Genomic DNA, 23,287 nt, shown 5'->3' with positions numbered 1-23,287 from the left:
CATCGCCGTAGAGCTTAGGCCTGTGAGCTGGCCATATTCGGGTTCATGCGCTGGGAAATAACGCGCGTGACTCCATCCCCGCGCATCGTCACGCCATAGAGCACATTGGCCACATCCATGGTGGGCTTTTGGTGAGTAATCACGATCAACTGGGAATCGCGGCGAAGCTCCTCAAACAAGGCGATGAGTCGGCGCAGATTCACGTCATCCAGTGCTGCTTCCACCTCATCCATCACGTAGAAGGGCGAAGGGCGTGCGCGGAAGATGGCCACCAACATGGCCAGAGCGGTGAGGGACTTCTCGCCGCCGGAGAGCAGCGTGAGCCGCTTGACCTTCTTGCCCGGCGGACGAGCTTCCACCTCGATACCAGTGGTGAGCATGTCCTCCGGATCCGTGAGCACCAACCGCCCGGCGCCGCCGGGGAACAGAGTGTTGAAGACCTTGGGGAATTCCGCCTCCACGTCCTTCCACGCCTCGGTGAACAGAGTGAGGATGGTCTGATCCACGTCCTTGATCACGTCCTGCAGATCCTCGCGCGCCCGCTCCACGTCATCCAGCTGCTGCGCCAGGAAGGAGTAGCGCTCTTCCAGCGCCTTGTATTCCTCCAGCGCCAGGGGGTTGACTTTGCCCAGGGAATTCAGCGCCTTCTCCGCCTTCTTCAACTCCGCGCGGGTCGCGGCGGCATCGAAATCCTCCGGTAGTTCCTCTGCGAAGAGCTGCTCAGCGGTGAGACTGAGCTGCTCCATGGCGTTTTCCAGGGCCTGGTTGATCTTCAGCTCCGCCTGCGCGCGGGCCAGCTCTGCTTGGTGAGCGGAATCTGTGAGCCTGCCCAGTTGAGCATTCAGCGCGGAGACCTTGTCCTTGTTCTGGCTCATTGTGGCTTGCCAGTGTTTGAGCGCAGCATCGGTTTCCCCGCGCGCAGTTTCGGCCCGGCTCAGGGCATCATCGATCCGCTGCCCCACTCGGCGGGCATGCGCCAGCACGGCAGTGGCCGTCTGTTGCGCCTGCATCCGGCGCTTTTGTGCGGCTTCGAATTGTTCGCGGGCGGCCTGCTCCTGGCGGGCTTGGCGGCGCAAACCTTCCGCGCGCCCACGGGTGGCTCCCGCGCGCTCCTCGGCGGTACGCAGAGTCAGACGGGCATCCATTTCCAGTGCCTTGACCTGGGACAAAGCCAGCGCAGCTGCATCCCTTTCCTGAGTGGAAGGCTCCTGCTCTTCCCCTTCGTCGTCCAGCCGGGAGACGCGATCCGCCAGTTCCTGCACCGAGGCGTGGGCAGCCTGCAAGCGCTGTTGCGCGGCTTCCGCATCGGTCTGCGCGCGCTGCAGTTGGCGGCTGGCCGCCGCGTATGACTTCTCCGCTGCGGTCACATGCTGCTGCCTGCCCTGCACCGTGGCTTTGTGCGCTTGCATCGCTGCCCTGGCTCCGGCTGCTGCGGTCCTGCGTTCTGAAGCGGCTTCCAGCGCACCATCCAGAGCCGCGTGCAGGTCTGCCAGCGCGGCTTCTTTGTGCGCCACGTCCGCTTCGGCCTGCTTGATGCGCCCGGCCAGTTCAACCGCGGTAGTGCCACCAGTTCCCGCCGCCGCCCATCCAGCACCGAAGAGCATTCCCTCACGCGTGACCGCACGCAGGCGGGAATCTTCCCGCACCACTCGCTGGGCCTCGCTGGGAGTATCCACGGCCACCACATCCACCAGCAGTGCGCTCATGGCGGATTCCAATTGCGCGGGCACATCCACCAGATCCAGCAACCACTGCCCGGTTGCCGGGGCGGTGTCTAGCCGCCAGCCCTTGGCTTCGCGCGTTTCCACGATGATTGCCCGGCCTTCATCGGAGGAGCCCAGGTTCTCGAGGATGGCGTCGGCCACAGAAGAAGACCCGACCACCATGGCGGCCGCGGCTTCCCCCAGCGCCACGGAAAGGGCCGTCTCCCAGCCCGAATCCGCGGCGATCTGCTCAGCCAACGCGGTGACTTCCGCCTGTTGTTCCTGGGCCACACGCGTGACCACTTGGGCGCCATCGGTGGGCCGCATCTGCTCGATCCACGCGGAAATGGTGGCGCGCAGGGTGGCCACCTCGCGCTCCAACGTGAGCTGCTGCGCGCGCAGTTCATCGGCGCGCTTTTCGGCGGTGGCAGCTTCCCGTTCTGCCCGCTCGAGGGTCTCGGTGAGGTCTGCCCCGGAAGTTTCGGCCTCGGTAGGAGTTTCCGTGGCCATGTCCAATTCCTCGGCCGCGGTGTCCAGCGATTCCTGGTGATGTTCCACGGTGAGATTGAGGCGCTCCACCTCGCTGCGCGCGGACTCCTCGGCAGCACTAGCGGCCTCATGCTGGCTGAGCAGCCGCACCACTCCCTCGCGACGGTCCGCGATGGCCCTCACCTGCGCAAAGTGTTCTTTTTCCGCTGTGCGGGCTGCGTCCTCGCGCTCCTCGGCTTCCTCCCGAATGGCCTCCAGCTTTTCGCGCGCGATCTCAACGGCCTCATCCAGCTGGGCCTGTTCCTCTTCGGCTCGTTCGGCCCGCTCGAGGAGCTGTTCCGGATCCTGCCCTGACCAGCGAGTTTCTGCCTGCTCCTCCGCACGATCCGCGGCGATGCGAATGGTTGCCGAGTTCTTCTCCGAAAGCGCAGACAAGCGGTACCACAGCGCGCGTGCGGCCTCGGCTTCTTCCAGCGCGGTGCGCAATTCTTCCTCGGTGTGCGCCAGCTGCTCCGAGTGATCCTCCAGATGCTCGCGCAGCTCCTCCACCTGCTCCTTGACCAGCCCCGCCCGGCCAGAAACCGAGTTCAACTCATCGGCCAGCACCTGCACATTGTGCACGGTCAGCTGCGTGCGCGATTGCCGAATGGTGGCCTGCACCGTGGACGCTTGTTGCGCGGCCTCCGCCTGCCGAGCCAGCGGCCCCAGTTGCTTGCGCAACTCATCGGTGAGGTCATGCAGTCGGTCCAAATTTGCCTGCATGTTCAACAGCTTGCGCTGGGCTTTTTCTTTTCGACGCCGATGCTTCAACACACCAGCGGCTTCCTCAATGAACGAGCGGCGATCTTCCGGCTTGGATTCCAGGATTTGCGCCAACCGGCCTTGTCCCACGATCACGTGCATTTCCCGGCCGATGCCGGAATCGCTCAACAGTTCCTGCACGTCCATGAGACGTGCTTTGGCTCCGTTGATCTCGTACTCGCTGGCGCCATCGCGGAACATGCGGCGGGTGACCGAGACTTCCGAATAGTCGATGGGAAGTGCGCCATCGGAGTTATCGATGGTGAGGGTGACTTCCGCGCGTCCCAGCGCCTTGCGCTCACCCGCGCCGGCGAAGATGACATCTTCCATCTTGCCGCCGCGCAGGGTTTTCGCGGAGTGCTCCCCCATCACCCAGGCCAGAGCGTCCACCACATTGGACTTCCCGGATCCGTTGGGTCCCACCACGGCGCAGATGCCGGGTTCTAGTTTGAGGGTCGTCGCAGACGCGAAGGACTTAAATCCCTTGAGCGTCAGCGATTTCAAATACATGGTGCGGAGAATTCTAGCATCGCACCAGGGCAGCTAAGCGCGGGTTGTGCCCGTTTCCCCGGACTTCGTAGCAGCCACTGCGGATGCACCAGACTTGGAGTTTGCGGACTTGGTATCCCAGAACTCACGGGTGGTGACCGGATCGCTTCCGTCCCAGCACTCCACGTTCTTGAGCTCGGGCAGGTCATCGCGGTGGAAGATGGGCTCCACACCCTGCTTCTTCTGCACGGAGTAGTGACGCAGCAGCTTCACTGCCACCCCCGCCAGAGGCACGATGGCAATCAGGTTGATGACCACCATCGTTGCAGCGAACGTATCCGCCAGCGCCCACACCAGTGGCACGGTGCCCACGGCTCCGCCGAACACGCAGAGCACCACCAGTACGCGGAAAATCACCATGGCGGTGGTGGACTTGGTGAAGTACTCCACATTGGCCTGCGCCAAGTAGTAGTTACCCAGCACGGAGGAGAACGCCAGGAAGAAGAGGATGAATGTGACCAGGTGAATGCCGATGTCACCCATCTGCGTGGCCATGGCATTCTGCGTCAGTCCGGCGGATTCCATGCCCTCACCGAAGGCAGGTTCGGACAGCAGGATGATGAACGCGGTGATGGAACAGACCACCAGCGTGTCGAAGTACACGCCCAGAGTTTGCACCAGGCCCTGCTTCACGGGGTGGGACACGGCAGCGGTCGCAGCAGCGTTAGGGGCGGAACCCTGGCCGGCCTCGTTGGAGAACAATCCTCGACGCATACCGTTCATAAATGCCGCGCCCACCGTAGCTCCGGCGATCTCCTTGAAGCCGAGTGCGTGCATGACAATATCGGCGAACATGCCAGGAACCTCGGAGAGGTTCAACAACACCACGATTACGCCGACGATGATGTAGATACCCGCCATGAAAGGAACGATGATCTGCGTGGCGTTAGCGATGCTGCGCACGCCGCCGAAGATGATCACCGCGGTGATTGCAGCGATGACTCCACCGATGAGCATGCGCGTGGTGGTGGAGATATCGCCACCCAGGGAGGTTGCGGTGGCTTCCACGATTGAGTTGGTCTGCACAGCGTTGTAGACAAAGCCGTAGGTGATGGTGATGGCGATGCCGAAGATCATTGCCAGTGGCTTCATGTTCAGGCCACGGGTCATGTAGTAGGCCGGGCCACCCACGTACCCCTCTTCACCACGGGATTTCCACAACTGAGCCAAGGTGGATTCCACGAAGGCGGTCGCGCCACCGATGATGGCGATCATCCACATCCAGAACACGGCACCGGGGCCACCTACCGAGATGGCAATGGCCACACCCACCACGTTGCCGGTTCCCACGCGGGAGGCCGCGGAAATGGTGAATGCCTTGAAGGCGGAGATGTCCTGTGCGCCATGGCCTTGATCTGGCTTATCACGCAAGGAACGCAGCATGTCTGGGAACATGCGCACCTGCACGATGACCGTGCGCAATCCGAAGTAGACACCAGCTGCGATCAACAGGAAAGGGATGACCTTCCACACGTTGTTGTTGATCACATCGGTGACGAAGGTCTCAACCGAGGTTAGATTCATAGTGAGGAACCTATCCTATTCCGTGGGAATTCGGGGCATCAATTCTGACACTTTTCCAATTTCGTGAAAAGGAATCCGGCTGATATTAGCGATACACCTGGCGTCGATGCCCTACGCGGAGGACGAGGACGATCAACTCGCGATCACGGATCTCATAGATAACCCGGTAGTCACCGACGCGGATGCGCAGTTCACCCTCACCTCCAGCTAACTGGATACTTCCGGGAGGTCGCGGATCATCCGCCAGAGCTTCGATGGCAACCTTCAATCTCTTCGCATCCTGTGGATGAATACGGCGAAACGTTTTCGCCACATCGCGCGAGACGGAAACCTGATACCTCATTTAGAAGGAATGTGCGCTCTAAAGACCGAGTTCTTTCGCCAGGTCATCGAATGGAATGTATGGACCACCTTCACGGCGAGCATCCGCAGCAGCACGAACGTCCGCCTGATCCTCAAGTGCTTCTATCGCGCGGTCGAAGAAGTCTGGTGAAACCACCACGGCACGCCTCCCAGCCCCACGAGAGGTAATCTCGACAGGCTCACGCTGCGCAGCAGCGATGTAATCACTTTGCTTACTGCGGAACTGGGATAGCGTCACGGAATTCATATCTGAACCGTACCACTTGTACAAGATGTTCATCTACCCTGACTTGAACAAACTAGGCGCAACCGGGTCGAAACTGCATACCGAATATCTTTGACTCACTCCGCTCCCCACGAGAGGTAATCTCGGACCCCCGCGCTGTCACCGCTGGCACACGGGGCAAAAATGCGAAGAACGCCCACCCACAACAACCCGCTGAATAGGCGTTTCGCAGCGCACGCACGGCCGTCCCTCGCGCCCATAAACGTTCAGCGAGCGCGAGAAATACCCCGAGGCACCATTCACGTTCACGTATAGCGCATCGAAGCTGGTCCCGCCGGCTTCCAGCGCCCGTTCCATCACCTCGTGGGCAGCGTGAATTATCCTTTCGACGCCAACCCCGCTCAAACCAGCGGCCTTCCTCCGTGGCCGCACGCCAGCTGCCCAGAGGGCTTCATCGGCGTAAATATTGCCGATGCCAGAGACAACTTCCTGGTTCAGCAACACCAACTTGATCGGTGACTGCCTGCGCTTGATGTCCTTGGCCACCGCTTTAGCGTCGAACGTGGTTTCCAGCGGATCCTGAGCAATGTGCGCTGCGGAGGCCGGGACACCAGCCGGGTATTCGCCGTGTGGGTCCTCCACCAGAGAGACCAGCTCCCAGCGGCCAAAGGTTCGCTGATCCACGAAGTTCAGATCCACCCCGCCCGAAAGCCGCGCGCGGATACGCAGGTGAGTGGACTTCACCGCATCGGGTTCAGTCACCAGCATCTGCCCGCTCATGCCCAGATGCACCACTAATGCCTCGGTCGGCTCTGCCCAGTCGCCATCAGAACCCAGAGCTGTACCGGGGATCTTTCGGCTGAGCTCGAGCCAGAGAAACTTGCCGCGGCGACGGGCGGAGCGGATCAGGGTGGCGTCGAGAAGAGAAGAAAGGTCCTCCCCCATGTGCGAGCGCACGGCACGCGGGTGAAGAACCTCGACCGATTCGAACGTCCTGCCCACCACGTGGCGTTCCAGGCCGGCGCGGACAACCTCGACCTCGGGTAATTCGGGCATGAGGTTAGCTGGTCGCCTTGCCGGAGGCCTTCTGTGCCTGTGGGGCTGGGCCGTTGAGCAACTCCACCATCGCCTTGGCGGCGGCGTGCTCGGCTTCCTTCTTGGTGCGTCCGGTGCCTGCGGTCTGCAGGTTCTCCCCGACCTTCAATTCAGAGCTGAAGGTCTGGCTGTGCTCGGGGCCGCTGGCGCTGGTCTCGTATGAAGGAAGCAGCAGCTTCATGTCGCTGAGCTTTTCCAGCAGGACGGTCTTCCAGTCCATGTTCAGCCCAGTCGATGGCGCATTGGTGATGCGGCTGGCGAAGATGCGCAGGATGGTCTCCCGCGCCTTCTCGAAACCGTGCTCCAGGTAGATCGCGCCGAGGATGGCCTCCACGGTATCGGAGAGGATGGAATGCTTATCCGAACCATTGGTGTGCATCTCACCGCGGCCCAGCAGGATGTACGGGCCCATGCCGAGTTCGCGAGCCACATCCGCCAGCGCGTACATGTTCACCACTCCGGCGCGCATTTTGGAGAGATCAGACTCAGGGCGCGTGGGGAATTCGCGGTAGAGCTGCTCGGCCACGGAAACTCCCAGCACGGCATCGCCTAGGAACTCCAAGCGCTCGTTGTGCGGCAGGTTTTCGTTCTCGTGAGCGAAGGAGCGGTGCGTAAGCGCGAGGCGGAGCATGTCATCGGACAGCGTGACACCCCATGCCTCCAGGAGTGGCGCGTGATCCGTCTTGCTGTAGGCAGCCTCGAGCGCTGCTTCGCCGGTCAGGCGGCGTTTTCTAGCCATGTGTTAGTTCTCGCCCGGCTCTTCGTTCAGCTCTTCGCCCAACTTGAACTTCTCCAGCCCAGCCCAGCGGGGATCGGGCTTTTCTTCTGCCTCAACCTCTTCAGAGATGCCGTCAGGTGCGGGAGTGCTGTCCTGGCAGTCCGTCCCGTAATCCTTGCAGGTGGGAGAAAACGGGGTGTTCAGGCCGGCTTCATCGATGACCAGCTGGGAGATATCAATTGAATTGTTCTCCACCAGCAGGGGCTCTTCGCCCTCTTCGGCCTCGTCACCCGCGATGAAATCAGGGGACGCGCCGAATACGTCATTGATCCGGACGGTGAATTCCGGGGACAGAGGATTCAAGCAGCGGGCGCAGGTGCCGGTGGCTTCACCGGAAACTTCAGCGTGGACCATAAATGCTTCGCCGAGGTTGCTGACGGTGGCGTCGACACGCACGTCAGTACCTTCTTCAACGGCCAGCATGTTTGCGCCCCATCGCACAGGAGAAGGACCCGAGGTTTCGATCTGCTCCAGGGAACCGCTGGTGATATCACCAACATGAATGACAAATGGGTTGCTCATGCCTTCATTTTTACCTGCTTTAGTGCTGCGGGCGGTAACCCGCTGCACCCGCACCCTTGCGCAGGGCGGCGCGATCGCGGTTGACCACGCGCAAGGTGTCGGTCAAAGAGCTCTCGAACTCGGCCAGGGTGGAATCCACGTAACGATCGCACTCGGTACGCAGGCGGTCGGAATCCGCGTGGGCGGACTCGATGATGCGCTGGGCTTCCGCCTCCGCGTTGCGGACAACCTCGGACTCGGAGATGAGGCGCTGCTGCTCGGCGATGCCCTCGTCCACGGAGCGCTGGTAGGACTCGTTACCGGAGTTGATGAGGCGGTCGGCCTCAGCTGCGGCACGCTCGGTGACCTGCTCGTATTCGCGACGGGCATCGGAGACCAGGCGGTCGGCCTCTGCCTCGGCGTGTGCGACGGTGGAGGCGGCGCGGTCTTCCGCGTCCTGAACCAGGTCATTCGCGCGTGCCTGAGCTTCGCGCAAGATCCGATCCTGTTCGTCTTCAGCGTCGGCCACCAGGTTATTGGCCTGCGCCTGGGAATCCGCGATGATGTTATCGCGGTGATCCAGGACATCTTGGGCGTCATCCAGCTCGATGGGGATGGCATTGCGCATCTCATCGAGAATATCCAGCACCTCACGGCGCGGGACCATGCAGTTAGCGGTCATGGGCACGCCGTAGGCCTGCTCCACCATCTGTTGAAGGTCGTCCATACCCTGGAATGTCTTATACATGCCTTCAACTATGGCACTTGTGCGCAACTTTGGGACAGTAAGACACGCATGTTAATTGGTGTGACTGAAGAAATGTATGTGGTTAGCGCTGGTTCTCGGCGAATTTCTGCTGCATCGCGCTGACCACTGGCTCTGGAAGCAGTCCCTGTACGTCCCCGCCGTACTTCGCCACTTCCTTGCACAAGGTGGAGGACACATAGCCGTATTCCGGGCTGGTGAGCAGGAAGTAGGTTTCCGCGCCGGAGAGACGGTGGTTCATCTGCGCCATTGGCAGCTCGTATTCATAGTCCAGTGAGCTGCGCAGACCCTTCACCATGGCCTTGATATTGTGCTCGGACAAGTAGTTGACCAGCAGCCCCTGGAACGTATCCACCTCGATGTTCTGTGGCGCATTCGGGAGTGCAGCGATGGACTTGCGGATCAAATCCACGCGCTCCTCCGCGGAGAACAAGCCCTTCTTATTGGGGTTAAATGTCACCAACACCGTGACTTTTTCCCAATTCTGCGCAGCGCGCGTGAAGATATCGAGGTGACCTGAAGTCACCGGGTCAAAGGATCCTGGGCAAACAACATGCATGAAAACCAGTGTAACGGCGCGCGTGTGGCAGTGCTTGCGCGGCAAGTCCCGGCGGCTAGCTTTCGGCTGTGCCTCGCCAGATAGCCATGTCAAAGCGAGCGATACCGAAGGTGCGCTTCTTCAGCTTCTGCCCGGTGGGCTCAAAACCCTCCGGCCAATCCGTTTCCGCGGAGTTCGTGTGCCGCTCCATCACCACCACCGCATCCTGGGCCAGCAAAGGAATGAGAGCTGCCACGATCTCATTCGCAGCATCATCGCTAAGCTCATAAGGCGGATCCGCCAGCACCATCGTGTAGTGGCCATGCTTCGCGCCTTGCAGGAAGGTCGACGCCTTGGCCTCCACTACCCGCACCTGTGGATGACCCACCACTTTGGCATTGGCCTGGATTGTCTCCACCGCGCGATGGTTATCATCCACCAGCGTCACTTCTGCCGCCCCGCGCGAGGCTGCCTCCAAGCCCAGCGCGCCGGAGCCAGCGAACAAATCCAGCACGCGCTCATCCTGGAATCCGAAGCGAACCTGCAGGGAGGAAAACAGCCCTTCCCGGGCGCGGTCTGCCGTGGGCCGGGTGCCGGAGGGAGGAACGGCGATTTTGCGGCCCCTCGCTGATCCGGAAATAATGCGCGTCATCTCTGTTCTCCTTTTTCTACCGCTTCATGACTGGCCTTCTCTGCACCCGCTGCCTTGATTTGCAGCAGCTCATCTCCCCCGGCCACTGTCACAAAGTCTTCGTGGATTACTCTGCGCACAATGCCAGGCGCAGGAGCCAGCACCGGGGCTTCCAGCTTCATCGCTTCCACGATGGCCACGGGTTCTCCCGCGCGCACGGTGTCCCCATCGGCCACCGCATAGCGAACCGTCCCCGCAAAGGGAGCGTAAATCTTCATGGCGACCATCTTAGGTCTTCCCGCGCGAGTTCCTAACTGCGCTCGATATATTCCTGCTCTTCCACCTGCAGACCAGCCACCAGGTGCCGGGCCAGCTCTTCATCGAACTCCACCAACTCGGTGGCATAACGGCGCGCTTCCACGATGATCTCCTCGTCTTCGATGAGATCCAGCAAGGTGGCGCGGCGCACGCGGGATCCGGATTGCTGCTCGCCCAGGATGTCCCCTTCGGTGCGCTGCTGCAGGTCCAGCTCCGCCAGCACGAACCCATCAAGGGTTCCCGCCACTGCTTCCAGCCGGCGATAGCTCGGGGTGTCCTCAAAGCTTTCGGTGTGCAGCAGACACACGGCATCCGCGGCACCTCGGCCCACGCGGCCACGCAGCTGGTGCAGTTGGGAGACGCCGAAGTTTTCGGCGTCGAGAATCAACATCATCGTGGCGTTCGGCACGTCCACGCCCACCTCGATCACCGTGGTGGCCACCAATACGTCCACCCGACCGCGGGAGAATGCGGTCATGACCTCGTCTTTTTCCTCGGCCGGGAGACGGCCATGCAGCACGGCCACGGTGGCATCCGGCAGCAATTGGGTGGCGATGCGCTCGCCCCAGGCCTCCACGCCCTGGTCCCCCTCGATGCGCGGCACCACCACATAGGCTTGACGGCCCGCGCGCACTTCCTCGGCCATCCGCTCCCACATGCGCTGCACCCAACGCGGCTTCCACGCAGGCACCACCGACGTGGAAATGCTTCCGCGGCCAGCGGGAAGACCCTCCAGGCGTACGGGAGTGAGATCGCCGAACATGGTCATGGCCACGGTGCGGGGAATGGGCGTGGCGGTCATCACGATCATGTGCGGGGTGCGGTCCATCGGCGCGGATTCCCGCAGCTTGTCGCGCTGACGCACGCCGAAGCGATGCTGCTCATCCACGATGACCAGCCCCAGATCCGCAAACTCCACACCCTCCTGAATCAGCGCGTGCGTACCCACCACGATGTCCGCCTGCCCGCTGATGATGTTCAGCAGGTTCAGCTTCTTCTCCGCGGTGCGCTGAGATCCGGTCAGCAGGCTCACGCCCACGTTCGTGCCGGAGAGCAGCTGCGTGAGCGTGCGCGCATGTTGCGCTGCCAGCACCTCGGTGGGCGCAATGAATGCGCATTGATGGCCCGACTCCACCACGTGCAGCATCGCCAGCAGCGCCACCACGGTCTTGCCGGAACCCACATCTCCCTGCAGCATCAGCTGCGCCGGATCCGTGCTGTTCAGGGCCCGGCCAATCACTTCCAGCGCGTGCACTTGCCCCTCGCTGAGGCTGTAGGGCAGCGTTTTTTCTAGTTCCGACGCCAACCCCTCCCCACCCCAGCCAATCGCCCGGGCGCTGCGCTTTTCTGCATCGGCGCGGCGCAGGGCCATGACCGTCTGCAGTTCCAAGGCCTCGTTGAACTTGATCCTATTCTGCGCGGCGAAAGGTCCCTCCGGCGGCGGTTGGTGCACCTGAAACAGTGCATCCGCGAAGGGGAGCAGCGGCTCCCCTTCCGGATCAATCGGCCAGTCCGGTGCGCCTGCCACCTCCCGCGGGAGCATCTCCCTAGGGTGTCCCATCTCCTGCAGGATCTTGTCCATCACGCCGATGAGCTCGGAGGTGGAGGTGCCGGGCCGGCGCGGGTAGCTCGGCAGCCATGGCTTATTCAGCAGTTCTTGTGCTGCCTCGCCGGAGCCGGCTACATCCACGATTGTTTTCAGGGGTCCGAACGCGCCAAACTTCCCGCCTTCCACGGGTTGGACCGTGACGTAGCTGGGGTTTTTCAGCTGCCAGTTATCGCGGAACTTTCCGAGCTTTCCGTACAGCAGCACGATGGTGCCCGGCACCAGGCATGCCTTGTGCAGTCCGGGGTTTCCGAACAGGGCGGATTCCATGAGGGCTGCACCATCGGTGAAGGTGAAGGAGACGATGGTGCGCGGGCCTCTGCCGGAGTGGTTTTCCCTCTCGCTGAGGTTGAGGATCTCTGCCACGCAGGTGTACATCTCCCCTTCCTCCAGCAGGTCCAGGGCTTCCGTACTCCCCGCGCGAACGTACTTGGTGGGATAGTTCAGCAGGGCATCCGAGAAGGTACGCAGCTTGGGTTTATCCGCGAGGTTGCGCGCCCTATCCGGCGTGATGACCTGCGCTATTGGTCTCTGGTCTTCCCAACCCAGCACCTACTCCACTCCAATCTCCACGGCAGAGCCAGCGGTGCCCATGGCTTCGGCTGGGTAATCGTGAAATTCCACGTCCGGATGGTTGTGCGCCATGTGTTGGCGCAGGTTTTCCATCGCTTCTTCGCTGACTTCTGGGGTGGACCACAGCAAGGTAACCAGTTCGCCACCCTCTTCCAGCAGCGCATCGATGGCGGAGGTCATCTCTGCTTCGGTGGTGATCTGGAATCGCTGGGCGGAGACAGCATCCACCATGTCTTCGAGGTCATCATCGAAGTCATTGTCTGCGTCATGCACAGCCAGTGCGGCCAAGCCACCCACCAGGGAGGCGGTGTTGATCACGCTGATCTCCACGCCGCGGTTGAGCACGCGGGAGGCATCCCGCCCGTTGGTCAGCACCACGGCAGAACCGGGTCCGGTAGCGGTCAGTAGTTCGTGGATCTCCCTATCGCTGGCGGTATCCACATCAAGGGCAATCGCGCCCACCGATTCGAAGATCTCCGCAGCTCCACCTCCGGGAGTCAACGCAATGATGGGAGTGCGTGAAATCTCCTGCTCGGGCAGCACCTCCAGCCGAAGATCCGATACCTTCCCCAGCTCGTAGGCCTTTTCAATCACCGCACCAGCAACCCGGGAGTGCACATGCACGCGGTGCACCTCGGGTTGGGCCGCGGCGAACACCACGCTGTTGCCCACCCGATGCAGGTATTCGCGGAGGTTGTCCGTCGCGAAGGGGTCAGAGGTGGCGTCGAACATGAACATCACCTCAAGCTCGATGCCGCTGCCAATGTTCTTCCCGGCGTGACCGTTCTCCTCCCCCTTTCCTGCAGCGCCGTCAGCGGACTCGGCATCATCAGCGGGCCCAGCACCCCGATCACCAACAGCATCCTCAGCAGGCGCACCCCCGAGCACCTCGTAGAGCGATTGCAGGATGACCACCAGGCCGCGGCCGCCTGCGTCTACCACTCCGGCCTTGGCCAACACGTCGAGCTGCTCGGGCGTGCGTTCCAGGGCTGCTTCGGCAGCGTGCAGCGCATTGCCCACGGTTTCCTGCAGGGATTCCCGCCCATTGGCAGCCCCTTCGGCAGCTGCGCGGAGCACGCTGAGGATTGTGCCCTCCACCGGCGAGGAGATGGAACTCTTCACGAAGTCCACGGACAGGCGCAACATCCGCGCCACCGCGCTGCCGTCAACGGGCCCGGTGGAGGCGGTATCCGCCAGCGCGCGCAGCACCTGGGACAGCACCATCCCGGAGTTTCCCCGCGCACCGCGCACGGCACCGGAGGCCAAAGCGGTGGTGAGGGTTTGGGTGTCATCCTCATCGGCCGATTCCGCGGAATCCACCGCGGCTGTCATGGTGTAAGCCATGTTGGATCCGGTATCCGAATCCGCAATGGGGAACACGTTGAGACGGTTGATCTCCGCCTGACGTTCCCTCAATCCAGCGGCCGCCCGGCGCGCCCATTGAGCAATCAAGGGGCCGTCGAGGTTTTCTGACATGTGCAACAGCCTATCGGTTCAGGTCCCAATTCACGGGATCAGCGCCCAGATTGGCCAGCAGTTGATTGGCCCCGGTGAATGGGTGCGAGCCGAAGAACCCGCGATACGCGGACAAAGGCGAGGGGTGCGGGGAGACGATCACGCGTTCCTCACCGAACAGCGGGGCGAACTTCTGCGCGGGCTTGCCCCACAGGATGGCCACGGTGTCAGGACGCTCGGCCACTTGGCGCACCACCGACTCCGTGATCTCCTCCCACCCGCGATTGTGGTGAGAGGCGGGCTGACCAGCACGAACGGTGAGCACTCGGTTGAGCAGCATTACGCCCTGTTCTGCCCAAGGCGTGAGGTCGCCACTGGTGGGACGGTCCAGCCCCAGGTCTGTCTGGTACTCCGCGAAGATATTCGCCAGGGATTTTGGCAACCGCTCTCCCGGCGCGAGGTCCACGGAGAAGGACAGACCCACCGCGTGCCCCGGGGTGGGATAAGGATCCTGGCCCACGATCAGTACGCGCACGTCTTGGGGAGCCATCTGCAGCGCGCGCAGAATCCGGGGTGGTTCGGGGAGAATCTGTGCATCTTCAGTCAGCACATCCGCCAGCACTGCCTCGATGCCCGGGAGCTTCCATTCCGGGTGCACGTCTTTGCCTAGCTCAGCAATGAGGTCTTGAACTCCACTCACAATGACTGCCACCCCTTGGTGTAGGCAGGCTTTTCGCCGCCCACTGTGACGAACGCGGCGTTCGGGTCATCGTCTGCTAGCCGACGCACCATCCCAATCGGCCGGTAATTCGCCGGCAACCGGGAATCGGTGGTGCCCACGAGCGTGTGGTCCTCCCCTCCCGTGAGCACCCATTCCCACGGGTCCCCACCGGTGCGCTCTGCGGCGTGCAGAAGCATGTCATCCGGGGCTAGGGCTTCTGGGTTCAGGTCGATGCTCACTCCAGAGCGCTGCGCGATTACGGAGAGATCCGCCACCAGGCCATCGGAGTTATCGGTCATGGAGCTGGCTCCTGCTGCGCGGGCCACGGTTCCTCGCCCAGGCTCCAGCTCCGGGGCGCAGTGCCAGCTCACCAGCTTCTGCAGGATGTGGTCATCCTGGGGCACTGATTTACGGGAGCCGAAATGCTCCAAGATGCACAGTCCTGCAGCGGAATAACCGATCGGCCCGGTGGCGATCACCTGGTGGCCCACCCCGGCGCCATCCAAGGTCAACGCTGCAGCGGGTCCGCCCAGCTCACCCAGCGCGGTGAGGGAAATAACCAGGTCCTTGGATCGCACCACATCTCCACCCACCAGCTCTGCGCCAAACGGGGCGGCTGCCGAATGGATTCCCCGCGCCAGCTCAGAGATTGTCTCCAACTCCATATCCCCCGGCGTGGCGATGGCCAGCAGCAATGCGGTGGGCCGCCCACCCATGGCCTGAATATCCGCGAAGTTTTGCGAGACTGCCTTGACCCCCACCTCGAACGGGGAGGAATAGCGGAAGCGGAAGTGCCTGCCACGCACCAGAATGTCTGTGCTGCACACCTGCCTGGAGTTCGACGCCGTGGAGTCCAGCACGGCCGCATCGTCACCATTGATTGAACTTGGTGCTGCAGAGCGGATGGCGGCGATGGTGCCTGCCTCTCCCGCCTGCTCCACCGTGGTGTGTCGTGTCATGCTCGTCCTCGTTGTTTTGTCCGGCAAGTGCTCCGACTGCTCAACTTACGTGACTGGCCCCCGTCATGCTCATTGCCCGTCTCTTGCCCGCCCATTGTCCCTGTCTTGGCGCCCACTAAGATGAATTCCTATGTCCACTCAGGTCTCTACTCCCCGGTCCGGTTCCTCATACTCCCGCGTGGTTGTGGTGCTGGCGCTTGTGCTTGCCGTGGTGTTCACCTTCGCCGTGATCGCGGGCGCACGCATCTTCATGGAGCGCCAGTCCATGGTGCCCGTGGCGATGGGACAGGCCGATGCCCCTGATGCCCAGTCTTCCGCCTGCACGGATTATGTGGGCAACCTTCCCGATTCTCTCGGGGATTATCGGAACGTGGGCATAGTGGATCCTGCCCCAGCCGGCGCTGCTGCCTTCCGCAACCTTTCCAAGGCTGAGCTCACCGTGCGTTGCGGCGTGCGGATGCCGGATCAGTACACCGTGTTGTCGGAGACCGTTGAGGCTGGTGGGGCGCGATGGTTTGAAGTGAACGACGCCACCCCGGGCTCCACTCTCCGCACCTGGTACCTGGTGGATTCTTCCCCCACGGTGGCTATCACGGCAGATGCGGATATCGAATCCCAGCTCGCGGACTTGGGCGAAGCTTCGCACTCCTTCACCGCCGATGGTCCCGCCCCAGGGGCGTACCCGCTCTCCACGATCCCCATGGCCCAAGGTTCACGGGGGGATGCGAAGGCTGCCGCCGCCACGTGTGACAAGTTCCTGAATGCGCTGCCGCAGGATATTGAGAACTACTCCCGCACCACGCACGAGGATGCGCCTTCCGCCAGCGCCACCTACTTAAGCCAGGATGCCGCCGAGCCAGTGGTGGTGCGATGCGGAGCCGAGCTGCCGGAAAGCTACGCGCCGGGCGAAAGGGTCACTCAGGTGGATGATGTCGCGTGGTTCGCCGAGCCAAAATTGGCTCAAGGTTCCACCGTTGGCGTGTGGTACGCGCTGAGCCACCAGCAGATCGTGGCGATATCCATGCCCAATAACGCAGGAAACGCGGTGGTGAACGCTGTCACCACCGCGATTTCCCAGACCATGGAAAAAGAAGATCAGCGCTAGCCGCGCACTCCGCTTTCAATCAGGGTATCCAGCAGTTCGCCATAGGCCACGTCCGTTGCTGCGAACATCTTCGGGTACATCGAGATGGGCGTGAAGCCGGGCATGGTGTTGATCTCATTGAGCACTGGACCCTTGTCCGTGACGAAGAAATCCACGCGCGCCAAGCCCTGGCAGCCCAGGGCCTGGAAGGTGGCCACTGACCAGTTCTGGATCTGGCGGGTCATCTCTGGGTCAAGAGGTGCAGGAATGGCTGCGGAAACCGTGTTGGCCACGTACTTGGCGTCGAACCCATAAAAACCTTCATCCCCATCCTCGGTGCCCTGCAAGAGGGCGGGGACGGAAGCGATCAGCTCGCCGGAAGGCTTCTGCAGCACGCCGCACTCCACCTCGGAGCCGTAGATCATGGATTCGATGACCACCTTGTCATCGTGGGCGAAGGCCTCGGCCACGGCTGGGGCGAGATCCTCCCACGCGGATACCTTGGAGATGCCGATGGACGAGCCACCGCGGGCGGGCTTCACGAAGACGGGCAGGCCGAGTTCTTGCTGCTCAGACTCGGTGAGCTCGCGCGGTTCAGCGATCACCAGCTCGTGGGTGACGGGGATGCCGGCCTCGCGGGCCAGCTTCTTGGTGAATACCTTGTCCATGCCCGCGGCGGAGGCCAGCACGCCATTGCCCACGTAGGGCACGCCGGTGAGGTCGAAGAGTCCCTGGATGGTGCCGTCCTCGCCGTTCATGCCGTGGAGGACAGGGAAGATTACGTCGACCTGCGCAAACTCTTCACTCGCGCGCTGGCCGGTGGTGTAGCGCAACTGACCGGGCTGGCCGCCGATCACCAGTTGGACGTGCTCGCCGGAGTCCTGGACCTCGGGCATCTGCGCGCCTTGAGCCTTGAGCTGCTCGCACAGCTGCGTGAGCTCGGCATGCTGGGGAACCCATGCCCCATCTGGGGAGATGCCCACGGGGATCACTTCGTAGCGCTGCGGATCCAGGTGAGACATCACTGCACCTGCGGAAATGCAGGACACCGAATGCTCGGTGGACTGCCCCCCGAAAAGAACGAGCACCCGCAAGCGGGAATCCCCTGCCCGAGAATCCGAACCATTGCCAACCGTGTTTGCCGAAGTATCCATCACGGGAGACCACTTTACCGATCCACCAAGCTTTTACCGATCTCCCCCGGCGCAACTGCTGGGCGTTGCGGAAAGTTGGGTTAGAGCTCGGACTTCTTGGAGCGTCCGAGGAGATTCTGGATCTCGTCCTGCGCGTTGGCACCGCGGTGGCAGATTTCCACGATCGCATCGGTGATCGGCATTTCTACCCCCACCTTGGCCGCCAGCTCGGAGACGGACTGGCTGGAAACCACGCCTTCGGCCACCTGTCCCTTGGTGGCCTCTGCAGCTTCCTCCACCGTGTTGCCCTGCGCCAGGTGATAGCCGAACGTGCGGTTGCGGGACAGCGGAGAAGTGCAGGTGGCTACCAGATCGCCCATGCCCGCCAGGCCTGCCAAGGTGCGGGCATCTGCACCCAGCTCCAGAGCCAGCCGCGTGGTTTCCGCCAGGCCACGGGTCACCACCGTAGCCGTGGAATTATCACCAAAACCCAGGCCCGCGGAGATGCCTGCTGCCAACGCGATCACGTTCTTGCACGTGCCCGCGATCTCACAGCCCACCACGTCCGTGTTGGTGTACGGGCGGAAGTACGGCGCGGCCACGGCTGCCTGGATCAGCTGGGCGCGGTCGGTATCGGTGCAGGCCACAACGGTCGCAGCAGGCTGTTCCTGCGCTACTTCCTTGGCCAGGTTCGGGCCGGTGAGCACGGCCACGCGGGCGGGCTCGACCTCTGCCACCTCCGCGATGAGCTGACTCATGCGCAATCCGGAGCTGTGCTCGATGCCCTTGGCCAGGGAGACCACGGAGGCATCCGGAGGGATCAGCGACTTCCACTTTTCCAAGTTCTTACGGAGGGACTGCGAGGGCACACCCAGCACCACGATCTCCGCACCTTCCAGCGCTTCTTTGGGATCGGCGGTGCCATAGAGGGCTTCCGGCAGGGCGATATCCCCGAGGTAAGAAGAGTTCCGGTGATTCTCACGGATATCCTGCGCGATCTCTTCGCGCCGAGCCCACAGCGAGACGCTATTGCCGGCATCCGCGAAAACCTTGGCCACGGTTGTGCCCCATGATCCAGCCCCCATCACTGCGACCTGTACCATCCGCTACCCTCTCCCAAGCTCTCGTTGTGCGATAATTTGGACATTAGCCGCTCGCCACGATTATTCGTGCACTGCGGGCGACATTTTTCCTGTGAAGGAAGACTTCCTGTCAACGGAAGTTTAGTGAAAATCTGCATCAGTTACCTGCTTTGTGAGGAATTAATCCTGTGATCTCCCATTCCGGAATCGGCGATTTGTCCACTTCTCTTGCGCTTTCCCACCATGGCAATGGACACATCAGCCGCATTGGATCTGGCCCCACCGAGGAGTTCGCCCGCCCCACGTTTGCTTCCGGCGCGGTGCTGTGGCGCCAGGTGAATGGCGGAGAGCTGGAGATCGCGGTGGTTCACCGCCCTCGTTACGACGATTGGTCTCTGCCCAAGGGCAAAGTGGACCCAGGGGAAAACCTTCCCGGTACCGCGATCCGCGAGATCAAAGAGGAAACCGGTTTCGATGCCACCCTGGGCTGGTTGCTGGGCTACGTGCATTACCCTGTGAGCTCCCGCACCAAGGTGGTCTACTACTGGACGGCCGAGGTCACTAGCGGAGAATTCATCAAGAACGATGAGGTGGATGAGCTCCGTTGGGTCAGTGTAGAAACCGCCCACGAGCTGCTCTCTTATGATGTCGATTCCCAGGTGGTCAAGGCCGCCGAGGGAGTTTTGGCTCTGGGTTGCGATCGCCGCGTGCTTTACATCCGCCACGCCAAGGCCCATGACCGTAAGGGGTGGGCTGGGGATGACAACCTGCGTCCGCTGACGAAGAAGGGGCGTCGGCAATCAGAAATGCTGGTCTCCGCAGTTGAAGGCTACCGGCCAACGGTGCTCTCCAGCGCCCTTCCCGAGCGCTGCGTGCACACCGGCGAGCCAGTGTCTCAGGACCTGGGCCTGGAGCTGACCGTGGATGTCAATCTGGGCGACGAGGGATGGAGCGAGGATTCCGCCAAGGCCATGGACGCGTTCCGCGCTGCCACCACTGCCCCGGTTTCCGCTGTGGTGGCCCAAGGTGCGGTCATTCCGGGTGTGCTCAGCCGCATCTGTGCGGCCAGTGACATCGAGGTGGAAGACATGCGCGTGAAGAAGTCCAGCATTTGGGTGCTGCACTTCAAGGGAGAGAAGCTGCTGGGCCTGGATTACCTGGCCAGCCCGCTCCCCGTGAAGTAGCTGGTACGGCCGGGGGCCAGACCAGCCAGGAACTACAGCGTGACCGGCTTGAAGCTGGGACGGGCCTTTTCGAAAGCCTCGATCTCAGCCTCCTGGCGCAGGGTCAGCCCGATGTCATCGAGGCCCTCCATCAAGCGCCAACGCGTGTAGTCGTCAACCTCGAGCTGGAAGGAGTGCGTGCCCAGGGTGGCGGTGCGCTCTTCCAGGTTGATGGTCATTTCTTGACCTGGGTTTTGCTCCAGCAGCTTCCATATCAGCTCGATATCTTCCTGCTCCAGCGTGGCGGCCAGCAGGCCTGCCTTGCCGGAGTTTCCGCGGAAGATGTCCGCGAAGCGGCTGGAAAGGACCACGCGGAAGCCGTAATCCATGAGTGCCCACACAGCGTGCTCGCGGGAAGAGCCGGTACCGAAGTCTGGCCCAGCGACCAGCACGGAGGCATTGCGGTAATCGTCCCGGTTCAGCACGAAATTGGGATCGTTGCGCCATGCGGCGAAGAGTCCATCCTCGAATCCGGTGCGAGTCACCCGCTTGAGGTACACCGCGGGGATGATCTGGTCGGTGTCAACGTTGGACCTGGTCAGCGGCGCTGCTACGCCGGTGTGGGTGGTGAATTTATCCATGTGTGCTTTCTCCTTTGTCTCTCTTTATTGCGTTTGCGTGCTCGTGCTTGCTTGGCCGGCGCTTATTCAGCCGACGCCAATTCCAGATCCGCTGGCGAAGAAAGCGTGCCGCGGATGGCGGTGGCTGCAGCTACGGGCGGAGAGACCAAGTGCGTGCGGGAGCCCTTACCCTGGCGGCCCTCGAAGTTACGGTTGGAGGTCGACGCCGACCTCTCTCCCGGGTTCAGCTGATCAGGGTTCATGCCCAGGCACATGGAGCAACCTGCTGTGCGCCACTCAGCGCCGGCATCGATGAAGATCTGATCCAGACCTTCCTCTTCAGCCTGCAACTTCACGCGGGTAGACGATGGAACAACCAGCATGCGGACACCATCGGCCACCTTGTGACCCTGGATGACCTCGGCTGCCACGCGCAGATCCTCGATGCGGGAGTTGGTGCAAGAACCGAGGAAGACGGTATCGATCTTCACTTCGCGCAGCGGGGTGCCGGGCTCCAGATCCATGTACTCCAGCGCGCGCTCGGCTGCGGCACGATCGCTGTCATTGGTGAAGTCGTCCAGGGACGGAACATTCTCACCCAGGGGCAGGCCCTGACCAGGGTTAGTTCCCCAGGTCACGAAGGGGGTCAACGCCGATCCATCGATGTGAACGACGGTATCGAACTCCGCATTGGCGTCGGTCGGCAAGGTCTTCCAGTACTCCACGGCCGCGTCCCAATCTGCGCCCTGAGGTGCGTGGGGGCGACCCTGCACATACTCAAAGGTGGTCTCATCTGGGGCGATCATTCCGGCGCGGGCGCCTGCCTCGATGGACATGTTGCACATGGTCATGCGCGCTTCCATGGAGAGCTTGCGGATGGCCTCGCCGCGGTACTCGATGATGTGGCCCTGGCCGCCGCCGGTGCCGATCTTGGCGATGATGGCCAGAATCAGGTCCTTCGAGGTCACGCCCGGCTGCAACTCGCCGGAGACCTCGATGGCCATGGTCTTGAAAGGCTTGAGCGGCAGGGTTTGGGTGGCCATGACGTGCTCCACCTCGGAGGTGCCGATGCCCATGGCGATGGATCCGAACGCGCCGTGGGTGGAGGTGTGGGAATCGCCGCAGACCACGGTCATGCCCGGCTGGGTCAGTCCCAGCTGTGGGCCGACGGTGTGGACAATGCCCTGCTCCACGTCACCCATGGAGTGCAGGCGGATGCCGAATTCCTTGGCGTTATCGCGCAGCGTGGAGACCTGCAGGCGGGAGGTTGGCTCCTGGATTTCCAGGAGGTTTCCCTTGGAGACGCCCGAGGTGGGGACGTTGTGATCCTCCGTGGCGATGGTCAGGTCTGGGCGGCGCACGGGGCGACCTGCCTGGCGAAGTCCATCAAATGCCTGGGGGGAGGTCACTTCGTGGACCAGGTGGAGGTCGATGAACAGCAGGTCAGGGCCGCCATCCTTGCCTTCGGCGACAACATGGTCGCGCCATACCTTCTCTGCGAGGGTTAAGGGCTTGTCCGTCACGGGATCTCCTCGGGGGTCGTTGGTGTGCATAAGTGCATGTGCATTATGGGTAGATGCATTGTGATTCAATGTGAATCAGAGTGAGCCAATGGCTAGTGAGTCACACTTGCCTTGTTCCACTGTATGGAATGTATAGTATCAAACTATGGGACAAAACAAGGACGTGCCCGCCGTTAGCGGAATCCAGGTGCTTGATCGCGCTGTGTTTCTCCTCAACGTGATCGCCAAAGAACCTCGCAACCTCGCGGAACTGTGCGAGATCACCGGCCTGCCCCGAGCCACCGCGCACCGCATCGCCGTGGCATTAGAGAAGCACCGGTTGATCGAGCGCCTCAGCGATAGCCAGTGGACCGCCGGACCCGCCCTCGCCGAACTCGCCCCGGATACCAGCACCCACCTGGAAGAAGCCGCCGAGCACATCCTCCCCCGCCTGGTCCAAAGCACCGGTGAATCCGTGCAGCTTTATCGACGCAGCGGTATGGAGCGCGTCTGCATCGCCATCGCCGAACCCGCCTCTGGCCTGCGCGATACCGTGCCCGTTGGCACCCGCATGACCCTGGCCGCCGGCTCCGCCGCGAAGATTCTCGTGGGGTTCGGCTCCCCCGCCCTCCAAAAAGAGGTGCTTCCCACTGCCGCGTACACCGCCGAAGAGCTGACCCAAGTTGTCGCCGAGGGCATGGCGGAGTCCTCCGCCGAGCGCGACCCTTCGTTGGCTTCCGTTTCCGTTCCCATTCTCGACGCCAACAACATCGCCATCGCCGCGCTGTCCATTTCTGGGCCGGTGGCTCGCATGGGCGATTCCCCAGCAGATAAATACGGTGCTCAGGTGAAGGACGCTGCTGCAGAGATTGAAGCTTTGCTGCGGGGTTAGATAACTGCGGTATTAGGTAGATGAAAAGCGAGCCCCTGCATTAGTGATAATGCGGGAGCTCGCTTCTTTTTGTACCCCGTACGGGATTTGAACCCGTGTTACCGGCGTGAGAGGCCAGCGTCCTAGGCCGATAGACGAACGGGGCGCAGTCATTGCTGACTTATCCATTCCAGTCTCAACATTCTCGACTGGAACGAATGTCTACTTTACACAAG

Annotated in this window: 22 protein-coding genes and 1 tRNA gene; 3 read left to right on the top strand and 20 right to left on the bottom strand. The window is 62.1% G+C overall.

Features of this window, described 5'->3' with window-relative positions; translation table 11 throughout:
* Positions 1 to 14 precede the first annotated feature (14 nt).
* The 15 genes from smc to IRY30_RS04655 form a co-directional block, all read right to left on the bottom strand.
* The gene (gene smc / locus IRY30_RS04725) at positions 15 to 3,503 is read right to left on the bottom strand and encodes a chromosome segregation protein SMC (protein ID WP_194556198.1); all 3,489 of its coding nucleotides are present in this window, start codon (positions 3,501 to 3,503) and stop codon (positions 15 to 17) included.
* 33 nt (positions 3,504 to 3,536) lie between these two features.
* Entirely contained in the window at positions 3,537 to 5,066 is a 1,530-nt protein-coding gene (locus tag IRY30_RS04720) for an alanine/glycine:cation symporter family protein (RefSeq protein WP_194556197.1), read from the bottom strand.
* An 85-nt stretch (positions 5,067 to 5,151) separates the two neighbouring features.
* Positions 5,152 to 5,409 (bottom strand): type II toxin-antitoxin system RelE family toxin, encoded by a 258-nt coding sequence (locus IRY30_RS04715; protein ID WP_194556196.1) that lies wholly within the window; start codon positions 5,407 to 5,409, stop codon positions 5,152 to 5,154.
* 18 nt (positions 5,410 to 5,427) lie between these two features.
* Complete coding sequence (locus IRY30_RS04710; RefSeq protein ID WP_228502569.1) at positions 5,428 to 5,709, bottom strand: type II toxin-antitoxin system Phd/YefM family antitoxin; 282 nt, start codon at positions 5,707 to 5,709, stop codon at positions 5,428 to 5,430.
* A 105-nt stretch (positions 5,710 to 5,814) separates the two neighbouring features.
* Positions 5,815 to 6,711 (bottom strand): bifunctional DNA-formamidopyrimidine glycosylase/DNA-(apurinic or apyrimidinic site) lyase, encoded by an 897-nt coding sequence (mutM, locus tag IRY30_RS04705; RefSeq protein WP_194556195.1) that lies wholly within the window; start codon positions 6,709 to 6,711, stop codon positions 5,815 to 5,817.
* A 4-nt stretch (positions 6,712 to 6,715) separates the two neighbouring features.
* A complete protein-coding gene (rnc, locus tag IRY30_RS04700) occupies positions 6,716 to 7,489 on the bottom strand; it encodes a ribonuclease III (protein WP_194556194.1) in 774 nt (257 codons plus the stop codon).
* Between the two features lie 3 nt (positions 7,490 to 7,492).
* A complete protein-coding gene (locus IRY30_RS04695) occupies positions 7,493 to 8,050 on the bottom strand; it encodes a YceD family protein (RefSeq protein WP_194556193.1) in 558 nt (185 codons plus the stop codon).
* Between the two features lie 19 nt (positions 8,051 to 8,069).
* A complete protein-coding gene (locus IRY30_RS04690) occupies positions 8,070 to 8,777 on the bottom strand; it encodes a DivIVA domain-containing protein (protein ID WP_194556192.1) in 708 nt (235 codons plus the stop codon).
* 82 nt (positions 8,778 to 8,859) lie between these two features.
* Positions 8,860 to 9,354 carry a pantetheine-phosphate adenylyltransferase gene (gene coaD, locus IRY30_RS04685; protein WP_194556191.1) on the bottom strand — a complete coding sequence of 165 codons (495 nt, stop codon included), beginning with the start codon at positions 9,352 to 9,354 and terminating at the stop codon, positions 8,860 to 8,862.
* 55 nt (positions 9,355 to 9,409) lie between these two features.
* Positions 9,410 to 9,985, bottom strand: a complete 576-nt coding sequence (rsmD, locus tag IRY30_RS04680; RefSeq protein WP_194556190.1) for a 16S rRNA (guanine(966)-N(2))-methyltransferase RsmD — start codon at positions 9,983 to 9,985, stop codon at positions 9,410 to 9,412.
* Positions 9,982 to 10,242: an acyl-CoA carboxylase biotin carboxyl carrier protein subunit gene (locus tag IRY30_RS04675; protein ID WP_194556189.1), complete on the bottom strand. Its 261-nt coding sequence runs from the start codon at positions 10,240 to 10,242 to the stop codon at positions 9,982 to 9,984. The genes rsmD and IRY30_RS04675 overlap by 4 nt, the downstream gene beginning before the upstream one ends.
* A 32-nt stretch (positions 10,243 to 10,274) precedes the next feature.
* Positions 10,275 to 12,440, bottom strand: a complete 2,166-nt coding sequence (locus IRY30_RS04670; RefSeq protein WP_194556188.1) for an ATP-dependent DNA helicase RecG — start codon at positions 12,438 to 12,440, stop codon at positions 10,275 to 10,277.
* Positions 12,441 to 13,937, bottom strand: coding sequence for a DAK2 domain-containing protein (locus IRY30_RS04665; RefSeq protein ID WP_194556187.1), 1,497 nt, complete (start codon positions 13,935 to 13,937; stop codon positions 12,441 to 12,443).
* Between the two features lie 10 nt (positions 13,938 to 13,947).
* Positions 13,948 to 14,616 (bottom strand): uracil-DNA glycosylase, encoded by a 669-nt coding sequence (locus IRY30_RS04660; protein WP_194556186.1) that lies wholly within the window; start codon positions 14,614 to 14,616, stop codon positions 13,948 to 13,950.
* Entirely contained in the window at positions 14,613 to 15,596 is a 984-nt protein-coding gene (locus IRY30_RS04655) for a thiamine-phosphate kinase (RefSeq protein WP_194556185.1), read from the bottom strand. Before IRY30_RS04655 ends, IRY30_RS04660 begins: the two co-directional genes overlap by 4 nt.
* A gap of 130 nt (positions 15,597 to 15,726) precedes the next feature.
* Here IRY30_RS04655 and IRY30_RS04650 point away from each other — a divergent pair, with 130 nt between their 5' ends.
* Positions 15,727 to 16,701: a DUF3515 domain-containing protein gene (locus IRY30_RS04650; RefSeq protein WP_194556184.1), complete on the top strand. Its 975-nt coding sequence runs from the start codon at positions 15,727 to 15,729 to the stop codon at positions 16,699 to 16,701.
* On the opposite strand, the gene IRY30_RS04645 is transcribed toward IRY30_RS04650, so the two are convergent.
* On the bottom strand, positions 16,698 to 17,834 hold the full coding sequence (locus IRY30_RS04645; RefSeq protein ID WP_194556564.1) for a D-alanine--D-alanine ligase family protein: 1,137 nt from the start codon (positions 17,832 to 17,834) through the stop codon (positions 16,698 to 16,700). The two genes, IRY30_RS04650 and IRY30_RS04645, sit on opposite strands and share 4 nt — an antisense overlap.
* A gap of 80 nt (positions 17,835 to 17,914) precedes the next feature.
* A complete protein-coding gene (locus IRY30_RS04640) occupies positions 17,915 to 18,916 on the bottom strand; it encodes an NAD(P)H-dependent glycerol-3-phosphate dehydrogenase (protein WP_194556183.1) in 1,002 nt (333 codons plus the stop codon).
* Positions 18,917 to 19,083: 167 nt separating this feature from the next.
* Between IRY30_RS04640 and IRY30_RS04635 the strand changes: the two genes are divergently transcribed.
* Positions 19,084 to 20,079 (top strand): NUDIX hydrolase, encoded by a 996-nt coding sequence (locus IRY30_RS04635; RefSeq protein ID WP_194556182.1) that lies wholly within the window; start codon positions 19,084 to 19,086, stop codon positions 20,077 to 20,079.
* A 32-nt stretch (positions 20,080 to 20,111) separates the two neighbouring features.
* Here IRY30_RS04635 and leuD read toward each other — a convergent pair whose 3' ends face one another.
* A complete protein-coding gene (gene leuD, locus IRY30_RS04630; protein WP_194556181.1) occupies positions 20,112 to 20,699 on the bottom strand; it encodes a 3-isopropylmalate dehydratase small subunit in 588 nt (195 codons plus the stop codon).
* Between the two features lie 62 nt (positions 20,700 to 20,761).
* The gene (gene leuC / locus IRY30_RS04625; RefSeq protein WP_194556180.1) at positions 20,762 to 22,231 is read right to left on the bottom strand and encodes a 3-isopropylmalate dehydratase large subunit; all 1,470 of its coding nucleotides are present in this window, start codon (positions 22,229 to 22,231) and stop codon (positions 20,762 to 20,764) included.
* Positions 22,232 to 22,346: 115 nt separating this feature from the next.
* On the opposite strand from leuC, the gene IRY30_RS04620 reads away from it, so the two are divergent.
* A complete protein-coding gene (locus IRY30_RS04620) occupies positions 22,347 to 23,072 on the top strand; it encodes an IclR family transcriptional regulator (RefSeq protein WP_194556179.1) in 726 nt (241 codons plus the stop codon).
* Positions 23,073 to 23,144: 72 nt separating this feature from the next.
* On the opposite strand, the gene IRY30_RS04615 is transcribed toward IRY30_RS04620, so the two are convergent.
* Positions 23,145 to 23,217, bottom strand: a tRNA-Glu gene (locus IRY30_RS04615).
* Between the last annotated feature and the right edge of the window lie 70 nt (positions 23,218 to 23,287).

Origin of the sequence: Corynebacterium suicordis DSM 45110 (genome assembly GCF_015351405.1) — a bacterium.
In the GTDB taxonomy this organism is placed as follows: Bacteria; Actinomycetota; Actinomycetes; order Mycobacteriales; family Mycobacteriaceae; genus Corynebacterium; species Corynebacterium suicordis.
Note: the sequence above shows the minus strand (reverse complement) of the source record. Positions and strands in the feature narration are given on the sequence as shown.